This window comes from Micrococcus flavus, from assembly GCF_014204815.1.
Classification (GTDB): Bacteria; Actinomycetota; Actinomycetes; order Actinomycetales; family Micrococcaceae; genus Micrococcus; species Micrococcus flavus.
This window is the reverse complement of record NZ_JACHMC010000001.1, coordinates 748,956-766,417: the sequence shown is the minus strand read 5'-3', so window position 1 is coordinate 766,417 and position 17,462 is coordinate 748,956. Positions and strand designations below refer to the sequence as shown.

Here is a 17,462-nt window from a genome sequence, read left to right as displayed (position 1 = left end):
CCTCAGCCCTGGCCGGCCTTGTAGCCGACGCCGCGGACGGTCAGCACCACCGTGGGGGACTCCGGATCCGGCTCGACCTTGGAGCGAAGGCGCTGCACGTGCACGTTCACGAGGCGCGTGTCCGCCTGGTGACGGTAGCCCCAGACCTCCTCCAGGAGCATCTCGCGGGTGAACACCTGGCGGGGCCGCCGGGCGAGCGCCACGAGGAGGTCGAACTCCAGGGGGGTCAGGGCGATCGGCTCCCCGCCGCGGGTCACCTGATGGCCGGCGACGTCGATCTCCACGTCCCCGATGCGCAGGCTCTCGGCCGGGCGGACCTCGCCCTCGCGCAGGCGCGCGCGCACGCGGGCCACGAGCTCGGCGGGCTTGAAGGGCTTGGGGACGTAGTCGTCGGCGCCGGACTCCAGGCCGCGGACCACGTCCTCGGTGTCCGACTTCGCGGTGAGCATGACGATCGGCACATCCGACTCGGCGCGGATCTGACGGCAGACCTCGAGGCCGTCGATGCCGGGGAGCATGAGGTCCAGGAGCACCAGGTCGGGGTGCGACGAGCGGAAGGCGGGCACGGCGGACGTGCCGTCGGCGGCGAACGAGACCTCGTAGTCGTCGCTGCGCAGCACGATGCCGATCATCTCGGCGAGCGCCTCGTCGTCGTCGACCACCAGGATCCTGGCCCTGCTCATCCGTGTTCCTCCTCCATGGCCGCACGGCGCTCCCCCGCGTCCGGACGGAGGGCTGTCCGGGCAGACCGGACACCTCCGGATGGTAGTCCCCGACGGGGCCGACGGGGGCGCGTGACGCGGGGTTCCGCGGATCTCGTCATCGATTCGTGACCCTCGCCTCCGAGGCAGGGGCGCCCCGCCCGGACGTCCTCGAGGTCCCCTGACGCCCGGCGCTCAGCCGAGCAGCTCGCGGACCCGCGCCTCCAGCTCCTCGGCGTCCTGCCGCAGCCGCCGCAGGCCCGCGGCGGTGGCCGGGCCGGCGACGGTCAGATCGAGGCCGGCGGCCAGGGCGGGGTCCAGGCCCAGCCGGTCCCACGTGCGCAGCAGCTCCGCCGGCCGCACCCCGCGCAGGGCGAGGCCGCGGCCGGCGTCGATCCAGCCCGCCACCACGTCCCACGCGCGCGGGGTGGCGGCCGGCGATCCGGCGGGGAGGCGCCCGTCCCCGCCCGGCGCGGCGGACTCCAGGGCGCCCACGGGCACCGTCAGGCGGACGGGCGGGGCGGCGTCGTCCTCAGCGGAGGGCGGCAGGGACTCGGCCGCCAGCAGCGCCAGGTCGACGACGTCGGCCTCCCCCGCGTGCGGGTCGAGCCACACCCAGTTCGCACCGACTCCCGCCAGGTCCGCGAGCGCGTCCCGCCAGGCGGCGCGGGCCTCGTCCCGGGGCAGCGACCGCACGGTGCGGTAGCCGCTGGCGGTGGCCAGCTTTCCGGCGAGCACGGCGGCGGCGAGCGGCTCGTCCACCACCACGCCCACCTGCCCGGCGCCCGTGGCCGAGCGCCACCGGTCGACCGCGGAGGCCAGCCCCTCCCGGTAGGAGCCGACGACGTCCCGGCGCGCTCCCGAGTCCACCAGCACGCGCTCCCCGCCGGGCAGCCACAGGGAGCCGAGGAGGCTGAGCGGGCCCAGCACCCGGACCGTCAGGGGCGCGGCGGTCAGACCCTCCGCGCCGGCGGTGTCCGTCCACCGCAGCAGGTCCTCCCGCCAGAAGGACTGCGCCCGGCGGCGGTCCATGCCCGAGGCGACGGCGGACGGCGGGCTCACGCGCCACCCGTGCGGCTGCAGGTCCACGGACAGCTCGGCCAGCAGCGCCGCGGACCGCCCCGCGGCGTCGGCGCCCGGACCGCGGTCTGGCAGCTCCGGGAGCAGCGGCCGGTGTCCGTCGCCCAGCTCGCCGAGGGCGGTGGTCACGGCCTCGGCCGCGTCCGTCCCCCGCCACGGGGTGCCGCCGAGGGCGCGCGGACGGGGCCTCTCCGGGAGGACGGCCTCAGGCATCGGCGTCGGCCGCGTCTGCGCCCGTCCTGTCCGCGGCGATGGCCCGGTGGTGGCGGATGACCTCGGCGATGATGAAGGTCAGGAACTTCTCGGCGAACTCCGGCTCGAGGTCGGCGTCGCGGGCCAGGGCCTGGAGGCGCTCGATCTGCGCGGCCTCGCGCCCGGGGTCGGACGGCGGGAGGGCGTGGCGCGCCTTGAGCCGGCCCACCCGCTGGGTGAACTTGAACCGCTCGGCCAGCAGGTACACGAGGGAGGCGTCGATGTTGTCGATGCTCCCGCGGATGGCGTAGAGCTCCTCGAGGACGTCGGCGTCGGCGGTGCCGGCCAGGGAGCTGGCGTGGGGGTCGTAGTCCGGGCTCATGGCCTCACCCTACGCACCGGTCCCGGCGGCCAGGCGGGCGTTGCGGGCGGTGTCGATGGTGGCCTGGCCGAGCACGCGCGTGTCCCGGTAGAGCACGGCGGACTGGCCGGGCGCCACCCCGCGCAGGGGGTGCGTCGGCTCGATCTCCCAGGCGACGACGTCGTCCCCCGCCTCGGCGGCGGGGCTCCGGTCGGCGGAGGTGCGGTCGGCCGGGGTGCGCACGACGCGCGCGCGAGCGGGGACGATCTCCCCGTGGGCGCGGAACTGCAGATCGCAGTCGAACCACGCGCCGGTGGCGTCCTCCGGCAGCGGGGCGCCGGCCCAGGACGGGCGGATCGCCGTGATGCGATCCACATCGAGCAGCTCCCTCCCGCCGACCACCACGGTGTTCTCCTTCGGGCGGACCTCGAGCACGAACCGGGGCTTCCCGTCCGGGGCCGGGCGGCCGATGGCCAGGCCCTTGCGCTGACCCACCGTGTAGGCCTGGGCGCCGGCGTGCGTGCCCAGCTCAACGCCGTCGGCGTCCACGATCGGTCCCGGCTCCAGCGCGATGCGCTCGGCGAGCCAGCCGCGGGTGTCCCCGTCGGGGATGAAGCAGATGTCGTGCGAGTCGGGCTTCTGCGCCACGGACAGCCCCCGCTCCGCGGCCTCCGCGCGGACCAGGTCCTTCGACGGGGTGTCCGCGAGGGGGAAGAGGCAGTGCTCCAGCTGGTCCTCGCGCAGCACGGCGAGGACGTAGGACTGGTCCTTGGCGTCGTCGGCGGCGCGGTGCAGCTGAACCCGGCCGTCCGGTCCGCGGTCCACGCGCGCGTAGTGGCCGGTGGCGACCGCGTCGAACCCGAGCTCGATCGCCCTGTCCAGCAGCGCCTCGAACTTGATCTTCTCGTTGCAGCGCAGGCACGGGTTGGGGGTGCGGCCGGCGGCGTACTCGGCCACGAAGTCCTCGACGACGTCCGTCTGGAACCGCTCGGAGAAGTCCCACGTGTAGAAGGGGATGCCGAGCACCTCGCACGCGCGCCACGCGTCCGAGGCGTCCTCGATGGTGCAGCAGCCCCGGGACCCGGTGCGCAGCGTGCCGGGCATCCGCGACAGCGCCAGGTGCACCCCGACGACGTCGTGCCCCGCGTCCACGGCCCGGGCGGCGGCGACCGCGGAGTCCACTCCCCCGCTCATGGCGGCCAGGACCCTCATCGACCCTCCCCTTCCGCGCCTCGCCCGGCGGACGAGCGGCCCGGCCGCAGCACCTGCGGCAGCACGGCGAGCAGGCTCTCGACATCGTCCTCGGTGGTGGTGCGCCCCAGGGTGAGGCGCTGCGTCCACCGGGCCCGCTCCCCCAGGCCCATGGCCTCGAGCACGTGGGACGGCTCGGCGACCCCGGCCGTGCAGGCGGACCCGGCCGACGAGTCGACGCCCGCGGTGTCGAAGCCGAACAGCAGGGCGTCGGCGGTGCGGCCGTCCACCGTGACGTGCACGTTGCCCGGCAGACGCCGCGTCCCCGCCGGCAGGCGCTCCCCCGTCACCGGGTCCACGTCACGCGCCCCGGTCACGCGGACCCCGGGCAGGCCCTCGACGGCGGCCAGCACCCGGTCGCGAAGCGCACCGAGGCGCTCCGCCTCGGCCGCGCGTTCGGCCACCGCCTCCTCGACCGCGGCCGCGAGCGCGACGGCCAGCGCCACGGACACGGTGCCGGGGCGCAGGCGTCGCTCCTGCCCGCCGCCGTGGGTCACCGGCTCGAGGACGGCGTCCCGACGGACCAGCAGCGCGCCCACGCCGACGGGCGCGCCGAGCTTGTGGCCGGACAGTGCGAGCGTGGCCGCCCCCGAGGCGGCGACGTCCACGTCCAGCGACCCCACGGCCTGCACCGCGTCCGTGTGGAACGGCACCCCGTGGGCCGCGGCCAGGCGCGCGGCCTCGGGCACCGGCTGCACCGTTCCCACCTCGTTGTTGGCCCACATGAGCGTGGCCAGCGCCGTCCGCTCCGGCGCCTGGGCCAGCACCGTCTCCCACGCGGCCAGGTCCACCCGGCCCTCGGCGTCGACCGGCACGAGCACGGCCTCGGCACCCTCCTGCCGCACCAGCCAGTCCACCGCGTCCAGGACCGCGTGGTGCTCGATCCCCGTCAGCACGATCCGCGTACGCGCCAGGTCCCCGCCGCGCGTCGCCCGGTACAGCCCCTGCACCGCCAGGTTGTCCGCCTCCGTGCCGCCCGAGGTGAACACCACCTCGGACGGGTGGGCGCCCACGGCCGCGGCGATGCGCTCGCGGGCCTGCTCGAGCACCAGCTTGGCGCGGCGCCCGGCGGCGTGGAGGGAGGCGGGGTTGGCCGCCAGCGCGGCGGCCTCGGCGAACGCCGCGAGCGCGGCCGGGCGCACCGGCGTGGTGGCGGCGTGGTCCAGGGGCACGCGGTCGATCGGGGCCATCCCCCCAGTCTAGGGAGGGCGGCCGGCGCGCGGGCCCTGCGCCCTCCGGCTCAGCCCTCGGCGAGGAAGGACTCCACCTCGCGGGTGGAGCCGATCGGCAGGAGCGTGTCCTCGGGGCCGACGACCTCGTGTCCGGCCGGGTACCGCCAGGACCCGCCGGCGCGCATCGCGGCGACGCGCACGCCGGCCTCCCCGGCCAGGCCCAGGCCGCGCAGGTCGCGGCCGTAGAAGCGGCGGGGGGCGGCGGCCCGGACCATGGCGAAGCCGTTCTCCACGGCCACGAAGTCCTGGACCGAGTTGCTCACGAGGTGCGCCACCCGCCGGCCCATGTCCCGCTCGGGATGGATCAGGTTCTCGACCCCCAGCTGCCGGAGGATCTCCTCGTGGCGCTCGTCGTTCGCCTTGGCCCACAGGTGGTCGATCCCGAACCGGATCATGAGGGAGACGGTCAGGATGGAGTCGGCGAGGTCCCCTCCGATCGCGACGACGACGCGCTCCATCTCGTGCACGGACAGCTGGCGCAGGGCCTCCTCGTCCGTGGCGTCGGCCCGCACGACGTGGGTGAGCCGGCCGTTGAGGTCCTGGACGGCGCGCTCGTCCGCGTCAACGCCGAGGACCTCGACGCCGGAGTCCATCAGCTCGAGGGCGACGGCGCGGCCGAACCGGCCCAGGCCGAGGACGGCCACGGGAGTGCGGGGCCGGCCGCCGCGGCGGCCGGCGGGGAACAGGGAACGGGGGTGATCAGCCGATGAGGGGCCTCTCCTTCGGGTATTCGACGTGCCGGGTGCGGGGGGTGAGGGCGAGGCTGCCGGCCACGGTGGCCGGGCCGACGCGCCCCAGGAGCATGAGGACCATGAGGACCGTCTGCCCGGCCGGGGGCAGCTGGGCCGTGATCCCGGTGGACAGGCCGACCGTGGCGAACGCGGAGACGGCCTCGAACGCCAGCTGGTCCGTGCTGAAGGCACTGAGCCCCATGAGCATCGCGGTGGCCGTCACCACCACGAGCACGGAGAGCAGGACCACGGTGATGGCCTCGCGGTGGGTGGAGCGGGAGAGCCGCCGCCCGAACGCGTGGACGGCGCCCTGGCCCCGGATCTCGGTGAGGACGATGAAGAACAGGACCCCCGCCGTCGTGATCTTGATGCCGCCGGCGGTGCCCGCCGGGCCCGCGCCGATGAACATGAGCGCGTCCGTGGCCAGCAGCGTCACGGGGTGCATCCGCCCGTAGTCCAGGGAGTTGAACCCGGCGGTGCGGACGGTGACGGACTGGAAGAACGCCGCCAGGACGCGCTCGGCGGGCGGCAGGGCGCCCAGGGTCGCGGGGTTGGCCCACTCCAGCAGCAGGTACATGGCCGTGCCCGCGGCGAGCAGCACAGCCGTCCCCACCAGGACGAGACGCACCGTGAGCGACCACCGCTCGGGGTGGCGGGCGTGTCGCCGGAGCGCGGCCACCACCGGCAGGCCCAGGCCGCCGCTGATGATCGCCGCGGCGATCGGCAGGCACACGAAGGGGTCGCCGACGAAGCCCATGAGGTTGGTGGAGAACAGGGCGAACCCGGCGTTGTTGAACGCGGACACGGCATGGAACACCCCGTTCGCGAGGGCCTTGCCGGGGCTCATGCCGTACCCGAGGAGGAGGCGCAGCGTGAGGGCCACGGCCACGAGCGACTCCACGAGCGCGGAGAACCCGACCACCGTGGCCAGCACCGAGCGCAGGTCGCCCAGCCCCGGGGCGCGGGTCGACGCGGCGGTCTCCAGGCGGTGGGCCAGGTCCATGCGGTGCAGGACGATCAGCCCCAGCAGCGCCGTGAAGGTCATGACGCCGAGACCGCCGACCTTGATCAGCCCGAGGATCACGGCCTGGCCGAACCCCGTCCAGAACGTGGGGGTGTCCACCACCCCCAGGCCGGTGACGGTCGTGGCGCTCGTGGCGGTGAACGCGGCCTCCAGCTGGGCGGGACGCAGTCTGCGGCGGCCGAGGCGGGCGGGGCCGCCGGCGGAGGGGAGCACGGAGGGAGAACATACTCCCGGATGCGGCCGGTGCACAGCGCTGGGACGGACCGCGTCCCGCCACCCGGCGCACCGCCGGCCCCCGGCCGCGCTACCGTGTCGGGATGCCCGTTCTGAGTGAGCACCCGTCGAGGACCGGGGACGGGACCGCGCCCCGGCCGGCCGGCCCATGACCCCGCACACGAGCCCGGGCGCGGCGGCCGGGGACCCGCGCACGGCCTACGAGGTGCTCGGCGTGGCCCGGACGGCCTCCGCGAAGGAGCTCCGCCGCGCCTACCGCGCCGCCGCCCGCCGGACCCACCCCGACGCCGGCGGGGACGCCCGCGACTTCCGCGCCGTGGTCCGCGCCTGGGAGGCGGTCGGAGACCCCGAGGCGCGTCGCCGCTACGACCTGTCCCTGCCGTCGGAGCCGGCCCCCCGCCGTCCCGGGGGACCCCGCCCCGGCGACGCCGGACGCGCCCCCCGCCGGAGGGGCGGGGCGGGCGGCGCCTCGCCGGCCGACGTCGTCTACGAGCCGGCCCCGGGCGAGGGGGAGGACGACGCCTCGGTGCTGGACCTGGTGCGCTCGAGCCAGCGTCTGCACGGCGCACCGCGGCCGCGCGGCGTGCTGCCGGACGAGCACCGCGTCCTCCGGCAGGCGCGGACCCTGCAGCTGCTCGCCTCGGTGCTGCCGGAGGCGCTGCCGGCGGCCCGGATCCTCACCGGCCTGCGCCTGGGCGGCCGCTGGGGCCGCTCCCTGGACGTGGACCACGCGGTGCTGTGCGGTCGCCGGCTGGCCCTCGTGGGCTCCGTCATGGTCCCGGACGGGGTCTACACCTGGGACGGTGGGGACCTGCAGGCCGGAGCCCGGGCCCGCCCCGTGGCGCCGCCGCTGCTCGGTCCGGCCATGCAGGCGTGGCAGCACGCCCTGCCCGGGGTCACGGTGGGCGGTTTCGTGCTGGTCATGACGGACCGCGACGCGCGGCACGCCCCGGTGGTGCGCCACGCCCGCGGGGCGGACCGTCCCGAGGTCCAGACGGACCTGCTCACGGCTCCGCCCGCGCCGGGCCAGGCGCTGCTGCGGGAGCTGCAGCTGTTCCTCGGCACCGGTCCCGATCCCCTCGTCGTGGACCGCCGGGTGCTGCGGACGCTCGTCGAGCACCTGCACTGACGGGAGGAGCCGGGCCCCTCAGCGGTCCGGGGGGCACACCGAACTACCATGGACGGGTGCCCGAGAACCCCGCCGCCCGCGAGAACCCCCACCACCGCGCCGCGCCCGGGCCGGCCCCCGGGACCCCGGGGTTCCGTCTGCTCTTCCTGACCCCGGAGATCCCCGGCAACACGGGCAACGCGATCCGCCTGGCCGCCATCACGGGGGCGCAGCTGCACCTCGTGGAGCCGCTCGGCTTCGGCTTCGAGGACGCGCACCTGCGACGGGCCGGACTCGACTACCACGACCTGGCCGTCGTCACCGTCCACCCGGACCTGGACGCCGCGTTCGAGGCGCTGGGCCCGGGCCGGGTGATCGCGTTCACCGCCCGCGGCCGGGTCCGCCACGACGCCGTGCAGTACCGCGCGGACGACATCCTCCTGTTCGGGCGTGAGTCCACCGGGCTGCCGCCCGAGGCCCTCGCCCACCCGCGGGTGACCGAGACCGCCGCACTGCCCATGCAGCCGTCCCGCCGCTCGCTCAACCTCGCCAACGCCGCCTCGATCGCGCTCTACGAGGCGTGGCGTCAGCACGGCTTCGCCGGCGCCCAGCCGGTGGACGCCGATTCCCTACACTGAGGTCACCATGCAGACTCCCGAACCCCACGAGACCCCCGAGGCCGCGACCCCGGACGCCCCGGCCGAGGACCGCCCCGGCGTCGACGCCCTGCTGCAGGCCGGCGCCCGGGGCGACCGGGCCGCGTTCTCCGCGTTCTACGACGCCACCGTGCCGTGGGTGCACGGGATGGCCGTCGCCATGTCCCCCTCCGAGGACGACGCCGCGGACGCCACCCTGCAGACGTACCTGACGGCGTGGGAGGAGGCCGGCGAGGCCGAGCTCGACCTCAGCGACCAGGACGACCCCGCCGAACGCGAGCGCCGTGTGTTCGCGTGGCTCGGGGCCCTGGGCCACCGCGTCATGGTGGGCCGCCTGCGCGCCTCCGGGCGCCACGCCGCCCGGTCCCGGGTGGGCGGGCCCGCCGAGCCGCCGGCCGAGCTGGTCGGGACGGTGGACCCCGCCGCGTTCGAGGCCGTCCGCCTGGCCTGGCTGGGCGGCTTCACGGACGCGCAGGTGGCCGAGGCGCTCGACCGTCCCCGGGACGAGACCCGCACGCTGCTGCGGGACGGTGTGCAGCAGCTGGTGGCCGCGCGTCGCACGGCCCACGCCGATGGCGGAACGCCGGCCTCCCCCGCCGACGCGGGCCGCCCTGCGCTGGGCTCCTCCGTGGCCGAGGACATGGACGCCGGACGGGGCGCGGAGCTCGCGGACCTCTCGGCCCTGCACACCCTCGACGTCGCGGACCACACCGCGGCCGCCGCGGCCGCGCAGACCCGCGGCCCGGGCGAGCTGGCCCGCTGGCGGACCCGCGTCGACGCCGGCCGTCGCGCGCTGGTGTGGGCGTTCCGGGACGTGGTGGCCGAGCCGCCGTCGGCCCTGCTGGACACGCTCCTCGCGCGACTGCCCGCCCAGGACGAGGGTCTGGCCCTGGTGGCGGACCGGCGGGCCCCGCGCCACCCCGTGGACCGCCTGCGCGCCGTGAAGATCGCCCTGCTGTCCCTGCTGGGCCTGGCCGTGCTGGCCGTGGGCGTCTACGCGGCATGGAGCCAGTTCTCCGCGGACGGCATCGCCCACCGCGTGCGCGAGGCGGACGACCTCTACACCACGAGTGAGTACCCGGCCACCGGAGGCGGCGTGATGCAGGGCTTCCTCTCCGCCGAGGAGAACAGCGGCTTCGTCCGGGTGGACGGGATGCCCCAACTGGAGAAGGGCCGCACCTACCAGGTCTGGATCTACCCCCAGGACGGATCGGCCCCCTCCTCCCTCGGCACGTACCGCGCGGACGAGTTCGACGAGCCCGTCTCCTTCCGCGGGCTGGACCGGTTCGCGGCCGTCAGCATGACCGAGGAGCCCGCCGGCGGCTCCGACGAGCCGACCGCGGAGGACGTGCTGCTCGGCCTGGACCTGCATCCGACGTCCACCCTCGGGCCGCAGTACGGCGGCAAGCCCTCCGGGAACTGACCCGCCCCTCCCGACGACGACGGGCCCCACCGCGGTGGGGCCCGTCGTCGTCGGGAGGCGGGGGGCGGGAGCGGCTCAGAAGCCCGCGATGGTCCCCTCGCCGTTGACGGTGACCAGATGGAACGCCTCGGCCGAGCCCTCGGGTGCGCCTGAGCCGGCCGCGGTGCGGTGGCGCTCCCGCATCATGGCCCGCACGGCGGACCGCATTCCCTGGGCGTCCGGGTGCTGGGAGACGTGCGCGTCCAGGGCCCGGATCTTCAGGTCCTCGAGACCGGACACGTCCACGGCGAGGTTCCGGCGGGCCGCCGGCGCCGCGTAGAGCATGAGGTGGCGGATCCGGAACGCGGGCAGGCCGGCCGCGGCCAGCTCCGGGTACGCGTACGGGTTCTCCACGGCCGGGTACGCGGCCCGCACCACCGCCTCGCCGCAGGCCAGGTGGTCCGGGTGGGCGGCCTGCATCGACTCCCAGTCCCGCTCCGGGTGGGGGCTGAGCACGACGTCGGGGCGCACCCGCCGCATCAGCCCCACGATCCGACGGCGCACGTCGTGGCCGGGCTCGAGGTGGCCGTCCCGCTCGCCCAGGAAGTGCACCTCGGCCGCGCCGACGGTGGCCGCGGCGGCCCGCTGCTCCGCGTGCCGCCGCGCGGTCATGGCCTCGGGCCCGTCCGAGTCGAAGCCGCCGGCGTCCCCGTCGGTCACCACGCACAGCTCCACCCGCAGGCCCGCCGCGGCGAACCCGGCGAGGGTCGCGGCGGCCCCGAAGTCGAGGTCGTCCGGATGTGCGCCGAAGGCCAGGACGGTGCGCCAGCCGTGCTCGGCCGCCAGGGCGGCCGGCATGCTCAGCGGCCCGGCGGCGGCGTGGTGGGCGGTCACCGACCGGACTCCATGGCTGCGAGGGTGACGTCCGCGGACGCCTCCTGGCCGTCCCGGGTGTAGTGCACCGTGACGGTGTCCTGCGCGCGGTGCTCCCGCACCACCGCGGTGAGGGACTCGGTGTCGGAGACGGTGCGGTCGCCCACGGCCGTGATCACGTCCCCCTCCTCCAGGCCGGCGGCCGCCGCCGGGGACCCCTCGGTGACGGTCTCGACCCGGGCGCCGTCGCTGAACACGGTGCGAGCGCCCTCGTCGCCGCCCTGCACGTCCGCGGGCTGGGGCGTCACGGCCACACCGAGCTGGCCGTGGGACGCCGACCCCTCCGTGATCAGGTCCTCGGCCACCCGCCGGGCGTAGTCCACCGGGATGGCGAAGCCCACGCCGATGTTCCCGGACTCCGGGCCGCCGGCGGAGGCGATCGCCACGTTGACGCCCACCAGCTCGCCGCGGCCGTTGACGAGGGCGCCGCCGGAGTTGCCGGGATTGATGGCCGCGTCCGTCTGCAGGACGTTGATGTAGATGTCCTGCTGCGGGGTGGTCGCGGGGGCGCCGGGGACCTCGAACCGGAAGCGCTCGCCGCCCGGGGCGGCGGAGGGCTCGGCCTCCTCGGGCGCGGCGGCCGAGGCGACCGCGATCGTCCGGTCGAGGGTGGAGACGATGCCGTCCGTGACGGTGTTCGGCAGGCCCAGCGGCGCACCGATGGCGATGGCGTCGTCGCCCACCCTGAGGTCCGCCGAGGAGCCGAGGGCGATCGGCGTCAGCCCCTGCGCGTCCACCTTGATGACCGCCAGGTCGGACACGGGGTCCGTGCCCACCACGGTGGCGGCGTAGACCTCGCCGTCCGCGGTCCGCACGGTGATGTCGGCGTCCGCCGTGGCCCCGCCCAGGGTGACCACGTGCGTGTTGGTGAGGATGTGGCCCTGGTCGTCGATGATCGAACCCGAGCCCGAGCCGGAGCCCTGGCCGGAGGTCGCGGAGATGGTCACCACGGAGGGCAGTGCCGTGGCCGCCGCCTTCCCCACGGCGTTGTCGGAGACCGGCTGGCTGCCGACGGTCGCGGCGGCGGATCCCGACCCCTGTCCGGCCGAGGTCGAGGACGCGCTGCCCTGCGCGGACGCGTCCGGGCCCGCGCCGGCCACGCCGCACCCGGCCACGGAGAGGGTCAGGACGGCGGCCGCCAGCACGCCGCGGGCGGCACGCCGACGGGGACGACGGGCGGAGGCGCCGCGGACGACGCCGGAGGAGGTGAACTGCTCCACGGGGTTCCTCGATTCGGGTCGGAGGGGAGGACCGTCGCGGCCGATTCCCCTGGGGGGCGGGCCCCGACCGGCGACGGCCCGGGGTGCGCCCCCATCGTGGCCGAGCTGTCTGGACGCTCGCTGGGCGTCTGCCGGACGATCCGTGACCACCGCGGCGCCCCGAGGTCCGGTGGTGCGGACCTGGTGCGCCACGCCGGACGCCACCTAGACTCGGCGCAGGATCCCGCGGGGGGCGCACCGGTCGACCGGACGCCGCCCCGCTCCACGTCACCGATCGGAGCACCCCATGGCCCACCCCGCCGCACGCGCGACCCCCGCACGGCTCAGCCGCGCCGTCCTGGTGGGTGGCACCGTGGGCTCGGCGCTCGTGCTGGCGCCGGGGGCGTCCGCCGTGGTCGACGTGCCGCCGGGGACGTTCGTGGTGGACGAGGCGGGGGTGCTCTCCTCCGCCGAGGAGCAGCAGCTGAGCCAGGACATCACCCGCCTGCGCACGCAGGCCGGTCAGAACCTGTACGTGGTGTACGTCGACGAGCACCCGGACGGCATCCGCGGGATCGTGCAGGACGTCGCCAACTCCCGTGGCCTTGCCGCGAACGACAACGTCCTCGCGATCGAGGTGGAGCAGCGCCGGTACGGGCTCAACACGAACGACCGCCTGGACGCCGCCGAGGACGTCATCGACGGCTCCTACGTCAACCCGATGTTCCAGCAGGTGGGTCAGACGGACGACTGGCTCGCCCCCGCCGTGGCCGCCGTCGAGGGGCTCGACGACGCCGCGGACGGCCGCATGGACGGCGCCGGCCGCACGGGCGAGACCTACGAGCCCGCCGGCACGCTGCCCGGCGCCGCGGGACAGCAGCGGGACGCGGGCGCAGCCCAGGCCCCGGGAGACGGCGGCGGCGCCCTCACCGGCGTCCTGGGCGCGGGGGCGCTGGCGGCCGCGGTGGGCGGCGGCATCCTGGTGGCCCGGAGCCGGAGGAAGAAGGGCGGGGACGGGCACGCCTCCGCGCCGGAGCAGGCCCCTGCGGGCCCGCAGGATCCGCTGGACGCGCTCAGCGTCGAGGAGCTGCGCACCAGGGCCGGCGCCAAGCTGGTGGCCGCCGACGACGCGATCCGCGCCTCCGAGCAGGAGCTGGGCTTCGCCATGGCCTCCTACGGCGAGGGCGCCGTGGGCACGTTCCGCGAGGACATCGACGCGGCCAAGGAGCACATGAAGGCGTCCTTCCAGCTGCAGCACCAGCTGGACGACCACATCCCGGACACCGAGGAGGACCAGCGCGCCTGGCTGAAGGAGATCATCGCGCGCTCGGACAAGGTGGGCGCCGCGCTGTCCGTGCACCAGAAGGAGTTCGACTCCCTCCGCGACCTGGAGAACTCCGTTCCGGAGGCCCTCGCCGAGCTCGAGGGCCGCCTGCCCGAGGCCGAGACCACCGTGCGACGCGCGGAGGAGAACCTCGTGGAGCTGCACGCCCGGTACGCGGACTCCGCCCTGGCCGAGGTGAACGACAACGCCGTGCAGGCGCGCGAGCGCCTCGAGTTCGTCAAGACGGCGGAGGCCAAGGCCCGCACGGCATTGGAGTCCGGGGACCGGTCCACGGCCGCCCTGGCCGTGCGCGCCGCCGAGCAGGCGCTGGGGCAGGTCCGGACGCTCACCGAGGCCGTGGCCAAGGCCGGCGGGACGCTGTCCACCCTCACCGCCAACGTCCAGACGGGCATCGCCCAGTCGGAGCAGGACCTGGCCGAGGCGGAGGCCCTCCTGGCCGCCGGCCGCAGCCCCGAACTGGCCGGCCCCGTGGGCGGCATGAGGCAGACCCTGTCCACCGTGCGCGCGGAGCTGCAGTCCGGCCGTCCGGACCCGCTGGACCTCCTCCACCGCCTGGAGGCCGCGCACCGTCAGCTGAACACGCCCTTGAGCGGCGTCCGCGACGCGCGGGAGCAGGCCCGCCAGGCCGAGCAGATGCTCTCGGCGGCCATCTCCCAGGCTCAGGCGCAGATCGACGGCACCGCCGACTTCATCGGCGCCCGCCGCGGCGCGGTGGGCTCCGAGGCACGCACCCGTCTGGCCGAGGCGGACCGGTCCCTGCAGACCGCCATGTCCCTGCGCTCGTCCGATCCGGTCGCCGCGCTCGAGCACGCCCAGCGCGCCTCCCAGCTGGCGGACCGGGCGAGCGAGCGCGCCCAGGAGGACGTGGCCGGCTTCGGCTACGGCGGCATGGGGGGCGGCTACGGCGGCATGGGCGGCTACGGGGGCTCCCCCTTCGGAGGTCCGGTGGTGGTCCAGCGCGGCGGCATGGGCGGCGGCTTCGCCGGCGGTCTCGGCGGTGCGCTGCTCGGCGGCATCCTCATGAACTCGATGCTCGGTGGCGGCCACAGCGGCGGCGACTGGGGCGGCGGCGGCTTCGGCGGCTTCGACGGCGGTGGCCTCGGTGGGGGCGACTTCGGCGACTTCGGCGACTTCAGCGGTGGAGGCTTCTGACCCGTCCACCACAGACCACCGGTGCCGCGCGCACCGGCCCGGACGGCCGACGTCGTCCGGGGCCCCGGCGGGACCCCGCCGCGGGACGACGACGTGCAGGTCACCGGCCTGGCGACACCGATCACCACCCCCACGAAAGGCGAACACCATGGTCAAGCAGTCCATCCTCGGCCGTATCAGCACCCTGGCCAAGGCCAACATCAACGCGATGCTGGACAAGGCGGAGGACCCCCAGAAGATGCTGGACCAGATGGTCCGGGACTACACCAACAACATCGCGGAGGCCGAGGCGGCCGTCGCGCAGACCATCGGCAACCTGCGCATGATGGAGGAGGACTACCGCGAGGACGAGGAGGCCGCGCGCAGCTGGGGCCAGAAGGCCCTCGCCGCCTCCCAGAAGGCCGACGACTTCCGCTCCCAGGGCGACGCCGCCAACGCGGACAAGTTCGACAACCTCGCCAAGGTCGCCATCGAGCGCCAGATGGACGCCGAGCGTCAGATGAAGACCGCCGAGCCGACGATCGCCTCGCAGCGCGAGATCGTGGACCGCCTCAAGAGCGGACTGGACCAGATGAAGGTCAAGCGCCAGCAGCTGGTGTCCAAGCGCGACGAGCTCACCGCGCGCGCCCGCACCGCCGACGCCCAGACCAAGGTCGCGGACGCCGTGAAGTCGATCGACATCATGGATCCGACCTCGGAGATCTCCCGCTACGAGGAGAAGGTCCGCCGCGAGGAGGCGCGGGTGCGCGGCCAGCAGGAGCTCGCCGCGTCCTCCCTGGACTCCCAGTTCGAGTCCCTCGAGGACCTCGGCGAGCAGACCGAGGTGGAGGCCCGCCTCGCGGCCCTGAAGTCCGGCGGCGCCCCCGCCGCCCTCGAGGCCGGCTCCGATGAGCTGACCCTCGACTACTCGGGCGAGCAGTCCGGCACGAAGACCGGCACCGGCACCCAGGCCTGATCCGGTCCACCGCGGCGTCAGCTGACGCCGCGGCATCTCGACGGCGGCGCCGTCCCCTGCGCGGGGGCGACGCCGCCGTCGCGCGTCCCGCCCCGGGCCACCCCGGATTCGGCGGCCCACACCGCCCCCTGCTAGGGTCCCCCGGTCCCCTCGCGTCCCGAGGGGACCCGCGCGCCACGACCCCACCAGAGGGACGGCGGCGCGTGCCCCTCGCACCCCGGGAGACCCCATGGAAGAACAGTTCACGGCCTGGTCCGTGCTGGTCGACGCCGGCCTGATCGGCGCCCTGCTGGCCGTCGGCACGCTGGCCCGCGCCGTCGTCACACCGCTCCAGATCCTGATGATCCCCGCGTCCGTGATCGCGGGCATCCTCGGCCTGATCCTCGGCCCGCAGTTCCTGGGCGTCATGCCGTTCAGCTCGCAGCTCGGCACGTACGGCTCCATCCTGATCGTGATCGTCTTCGTCTGCCTGGCGTTGACGGACGACTTCGACGTGCGCAAGATCGGCCGACCGGTGGGTGCGTTCGCCTCCTACGGCGTGCTGATCTACGCCTCGCAGGTGGCGATCGGCGCGCTCGTGGCCCTGCTGGTCCTGAAGCCGCTGTTCGACACCCCCGACTCGTTCGCCGTGCTGCTCTTCGCCGGGTGGGCCGGTGGATTCGGCTCCGCGGCCGCCGTGGGCCAGGCCTACGAGGCCAACGGCGATCCGACCGTGGCCTCGCTGGCCTACACCTCCGCCACCGTCGGCATGATCATCGGCGTGGTGGGCGGCATCATCCAGGCCAAGCACGGCGCCAAGCGCGGCCACGCCAAGGAGTACGCGGGTCTCACCTCCATCCCGGAGGACCTGCGCACCGGCGTGCTGGATCAGGTCGCCGAGCGCCCCGTGATCGGCCGGCACACCTTCTCCGCGGCCTCGGTGGAGTCGCTGGCCTTCCAGGTGGGCATCGTGGCCATGATCGGCGCCGCCGCGTACGGCGTGGTCGAGTGGATCAAGGACATGTGGCCCCGCGTGGTGGGCGAGAACGGCCCCGAGCTGATCATCCCCGCCTTCGCCGTCGCGTTCGTGCTGGGCCTGATCGGCCGCGTCCTCTTCCAGGCCACCCGCACCGCGAAGTTTCTGGACTCCCCCTCCCTGAACTCCGTCTCCGGCACCGCCACGGACATCCTGATCGTCTGCGGCATCGCCTCGATCGCCCCCCAGGTGGTCGTGGAGTTCTGGCAGCCGCTGCTGGTCCTGTTCCTGGTGGGCCTGGCGCTGTCCCTGTTCCTCGGCCTCGTGGTGGCGCCGCGCGTGATGACGGACGGCTGGTTCGAGAAGCAGCTGTTCACCTGGGGCTGGGCCACCGGCGCCGTCGCCACGGGCGTGGCCATGCTGCGCATCGTGGACCCCAAGCTGAAGTCCGGGACCATGGAGCAGTTCGGCGTGGCCTACATCCCCGTGGTGCCCGTGGAGATCGCCGCCGTGTCCTTCGTGCCGCTGCTGGTGATCGCCGGCCTCTCGTGGGCCGTGGTGGGCATCTGGGGCGCCATCGCGGTGGCCGCGATCGCCGCGGCGGTCCTGCTGGTGCGGACCGACCCCGCGCGGCGCGCCCCCGCCTCGGTCTGAGCCGACCGGGCCCCACCCCCACCATCCCGCGCACGACGACGGGCCGGCACCGCCATGCGGAGGTGCCGGCCCGTCGTCGTTCCGGCGCAGTCCCCCACGCGGACCCGGACGCGAGGGAGGCGCCGGGCACGACGAAGGCCCCAGGACCGAGGTCCTGGGGCCTTGTTCTCGTTGCGGGGGCAGGATTTGAACCTGCGACCTCCGGGTTATGAGCCCGGCGAGCTACCGAACTGCTCCACCCCGCGGCGATGGACAAGACTCTACACGGCCCTCACCCGCCCGCCAAATCATGGACGC

Annotated in this window: 15 protein-coding genes and 1 tRNA gene; 6 read left to right on the top strand and 10 right to left on the bottom strand. The window is 75.4% G+C overall.

The window, feature by feature from the left end; translation table 11 throughout:
- Positions 1-2 precede the first annotated feature (2 nt).
- From mtrA to BJ976_RS03650, 7 genes are all read right to left on the bottom strand, one after another.
- The gene (gene mtrA, locus BJ976_RS03680) at positions 3-683 is read right to left on the bottom strand and encodes an MtrAB system response regulator MtrA (RefSeq protein ID WP_135029555.1); all 681 of its coding nucleotides are present in this window, start codon (positions 681-683) and stop codon (positions 3-5) included.
- 213 nt (positions 684-896) lie between these two features.
- A complete protein-coding gene (locus tag BJ976_RS03675) occupies positions 897-1,994 on the bottom strand; it encodes a hypothetical protein (protein ID WP_135029557.1) in 1,098 nt (365 codons plus the stop codon).
- Entirely contained in the window at positions 1,987-2,355 is a 369-nt protein-coding gene (locus BJ976_RS03670) for a chorismate mutase (RefSeq protein ID WP_135029559.1), read from the bottom strand. The genes BJ976_RS03675 and BJ976_RS03670 overlap by 8 nt, the downstream gene beginning before the upstream one ends.
- A gap of 9 nt (positions 2,356-2,364) precedes the next feature.
- Positions 2,365-3,546, bottom strand: a complete 1,182-nt coding sequence (mnmA, locus tag BJ976_RS03665; RefSeq protein ID WP_135029561.1) for a tRNA 2-thiouridine(34) synthase MnmA — start codon at positions 3,544-3,546, stop codon at positions 2,365-2,367.
- Positions 3,543-4,775 carry a cysteine desulfurase family protein gene (locus tag BJ976_RS03660; protein ID WP_135029563.1) on the bottom strand — a complete coding sequence of 411 codons (1,233 nt, stop codon included), beginning with the start codon at positions 4,773-4,775 and terminating at the stop codon, positions 3,543-3,545. The genes mnmA and BJ976_RS03660 overlap by 4 nt, the downstream gene beginning before the upstream one ends.
- Before the next feature lie 50 nt (positions 4,776-4,825).
- Positions 4,826-5,461 carry a potassium channel family protein gene (locus BJ976_RS03655; RefSeq protein ID WP_229667373.1) on the bottom strand — a complete coding sequence of 212 codons (636 nt, stop codon included), beginning with the start codon at positions 5,459-5,461 and terminating at the stop codon, positions 4,826-4,828.
- Positions 5,462-5,516: 55 nt separating this feature from the next.
- Positions 5,517-6,785, bottom strand: coding sequence for a TrkH family potassium uptake protein (locus BJ976_RS03650; protein WP_229667375.1), 1,269 nt, complete (start codon positions 6,783-6,785; stop codon positions 5,517-5,519).
- Between the two features lie 169 nt (positions 6,786-6,954).
- On the opposite strand from BJ976_RS03650, the gene BJ976_RS03645 reads away from it, so the two are divergent.
- The 3 genes from BJ976_RS03645 to BJ976_RS03635 all read left to right on the top strand — a co-directional run bounded on the left by BJ976_RS03645 (position 6,955) and on the right by BJ976_RS03635 (position 9,993).
- On the top strand, positions 6,955-7,935 hold the full coding sequence (locus tag BJ976_RS03645) for a J domain-containing protein (RefSeq protein ID WP_135029565.1): 981 nt from the start codon (positions 6,955-6,957) through the stop codon (positions 7,933-7,935).
- 137 nt (positions 7,936-8,072) lie between these two features.
- Positions 8,073-8,552 (top strand): tRNA (cytidine(34)-2'-O)-methyltransferase, encoded by a 480-nt coding sequence (locus BJ976_RS03640; protein WP_221419518.1) that lies wholly within the window; start codon positions 8,073-8,075, stop codon positions 8,550-8,552.
- Between the two features lie 7 nt (positions 8,553-8,559).
- The gene (locus BJ976_RS03635; RefSeq protein WP_135029568.1) at positions 8,560-9,993 is read left to right on the top strand and encodes an anti-sigma factor domain-containing protein; all 1,434 of its coding nucleotides are present in this window, start codon (positions 8,560-8,562) and stop codon (positions 9,991-9,993) included.
- Between the two features lie 75 nt (positions 9,994-10,068).
- Here the strand turns inward: BJ976_RS03635 and BJ976_RS03630 are convergent, their stop codons facing one another.
- Together BJ976_RS03630 and BJ976_RS03625 are read right to left on the bottom strand one after the other, a co-directional pair.
- Positions 10,069-10,830: a PIG-L deacetylase family protein gene (locus BJ976_RS03630; protein WP_135029697.1), complete on the bottom strand. Its 762-nt coding sequence runs from the start codon at positions 10,828-10,830 to the stop codon at positions 10,069-10,071.
- 32 nt (positions 10,831-10,862) lie between these two features.
- Positions 10,863-12,125 carry a S1C family serine protease gene (locus BJ976_RS03625; protein WP_229667377.1) on the bottom strand — a complete coding sequence of 421 codons (1,263 nt, stop codon included), beginning with the start codon at positions 12,123-12,125 and terminating at the stop codon, positions 10,863-10,865.
- Between the two features lie 286 nt (positions 12,126-12,411).
- Here BJ976_RS03625 and BJ976_RS03620 point away from each other — a divergent pair, with 286 nt between their 5' ends.
- The 3 genes from BJ976_RS03620 to BJ976_RS03610 all read left to right on the top strand — a co-directional run bounded on the left by BJ976_RS03620 (position 12,412) and on the right by BJ976_RS03610 (position 17,165).
- Complete coding sequence (locus BJ976_RS03620; RefSeq protein ID WP_135029572.1) at positions 12,412-14,601, top strand: TPM domain-containing protein; 2,190 nt, start codon at positions 12,412-12,414, stop codon at positions 14,599-14,601.
- 148 nt (positions 14,602-14,749) lie between these two features.
- Positions 14,750-15,556: a PspA/IM30 family protein gene (locus BJ976_RS03615; protein ID WP_135029574.1), complete on the top strand. Its 807-nt coding sequence runs from the start codon at positions 14,750-14,752 to the stop codon at positions 15,554-15,556.
- Positions 15,557-15,785: 229 nt separating this feature from the next.
- Positions 15,786-17,165, top strand: a complete 1,380-nt coding sequence (locus tag BJ976_RS03610; RefSeq protein ID WP_135029576.1) for a sodium/glutamate symporter — start codon at positions 15,786-15,788, stop codon at positions 17,163-17,165.
- A gap of 171 nt (positions 17,166-17,336) precedes the next feature.
- On the opposite strand, the gene BJ976_RS03605 is transcribed toward BJ976_RS03610, so the two are convergent.
- Positions 17,337-17,410, bottom strand: a tRNA-Met gene (locus BJ976_RS03605).
- Positions 17,411-17,462: the final 52 nt, after the last annotated feature.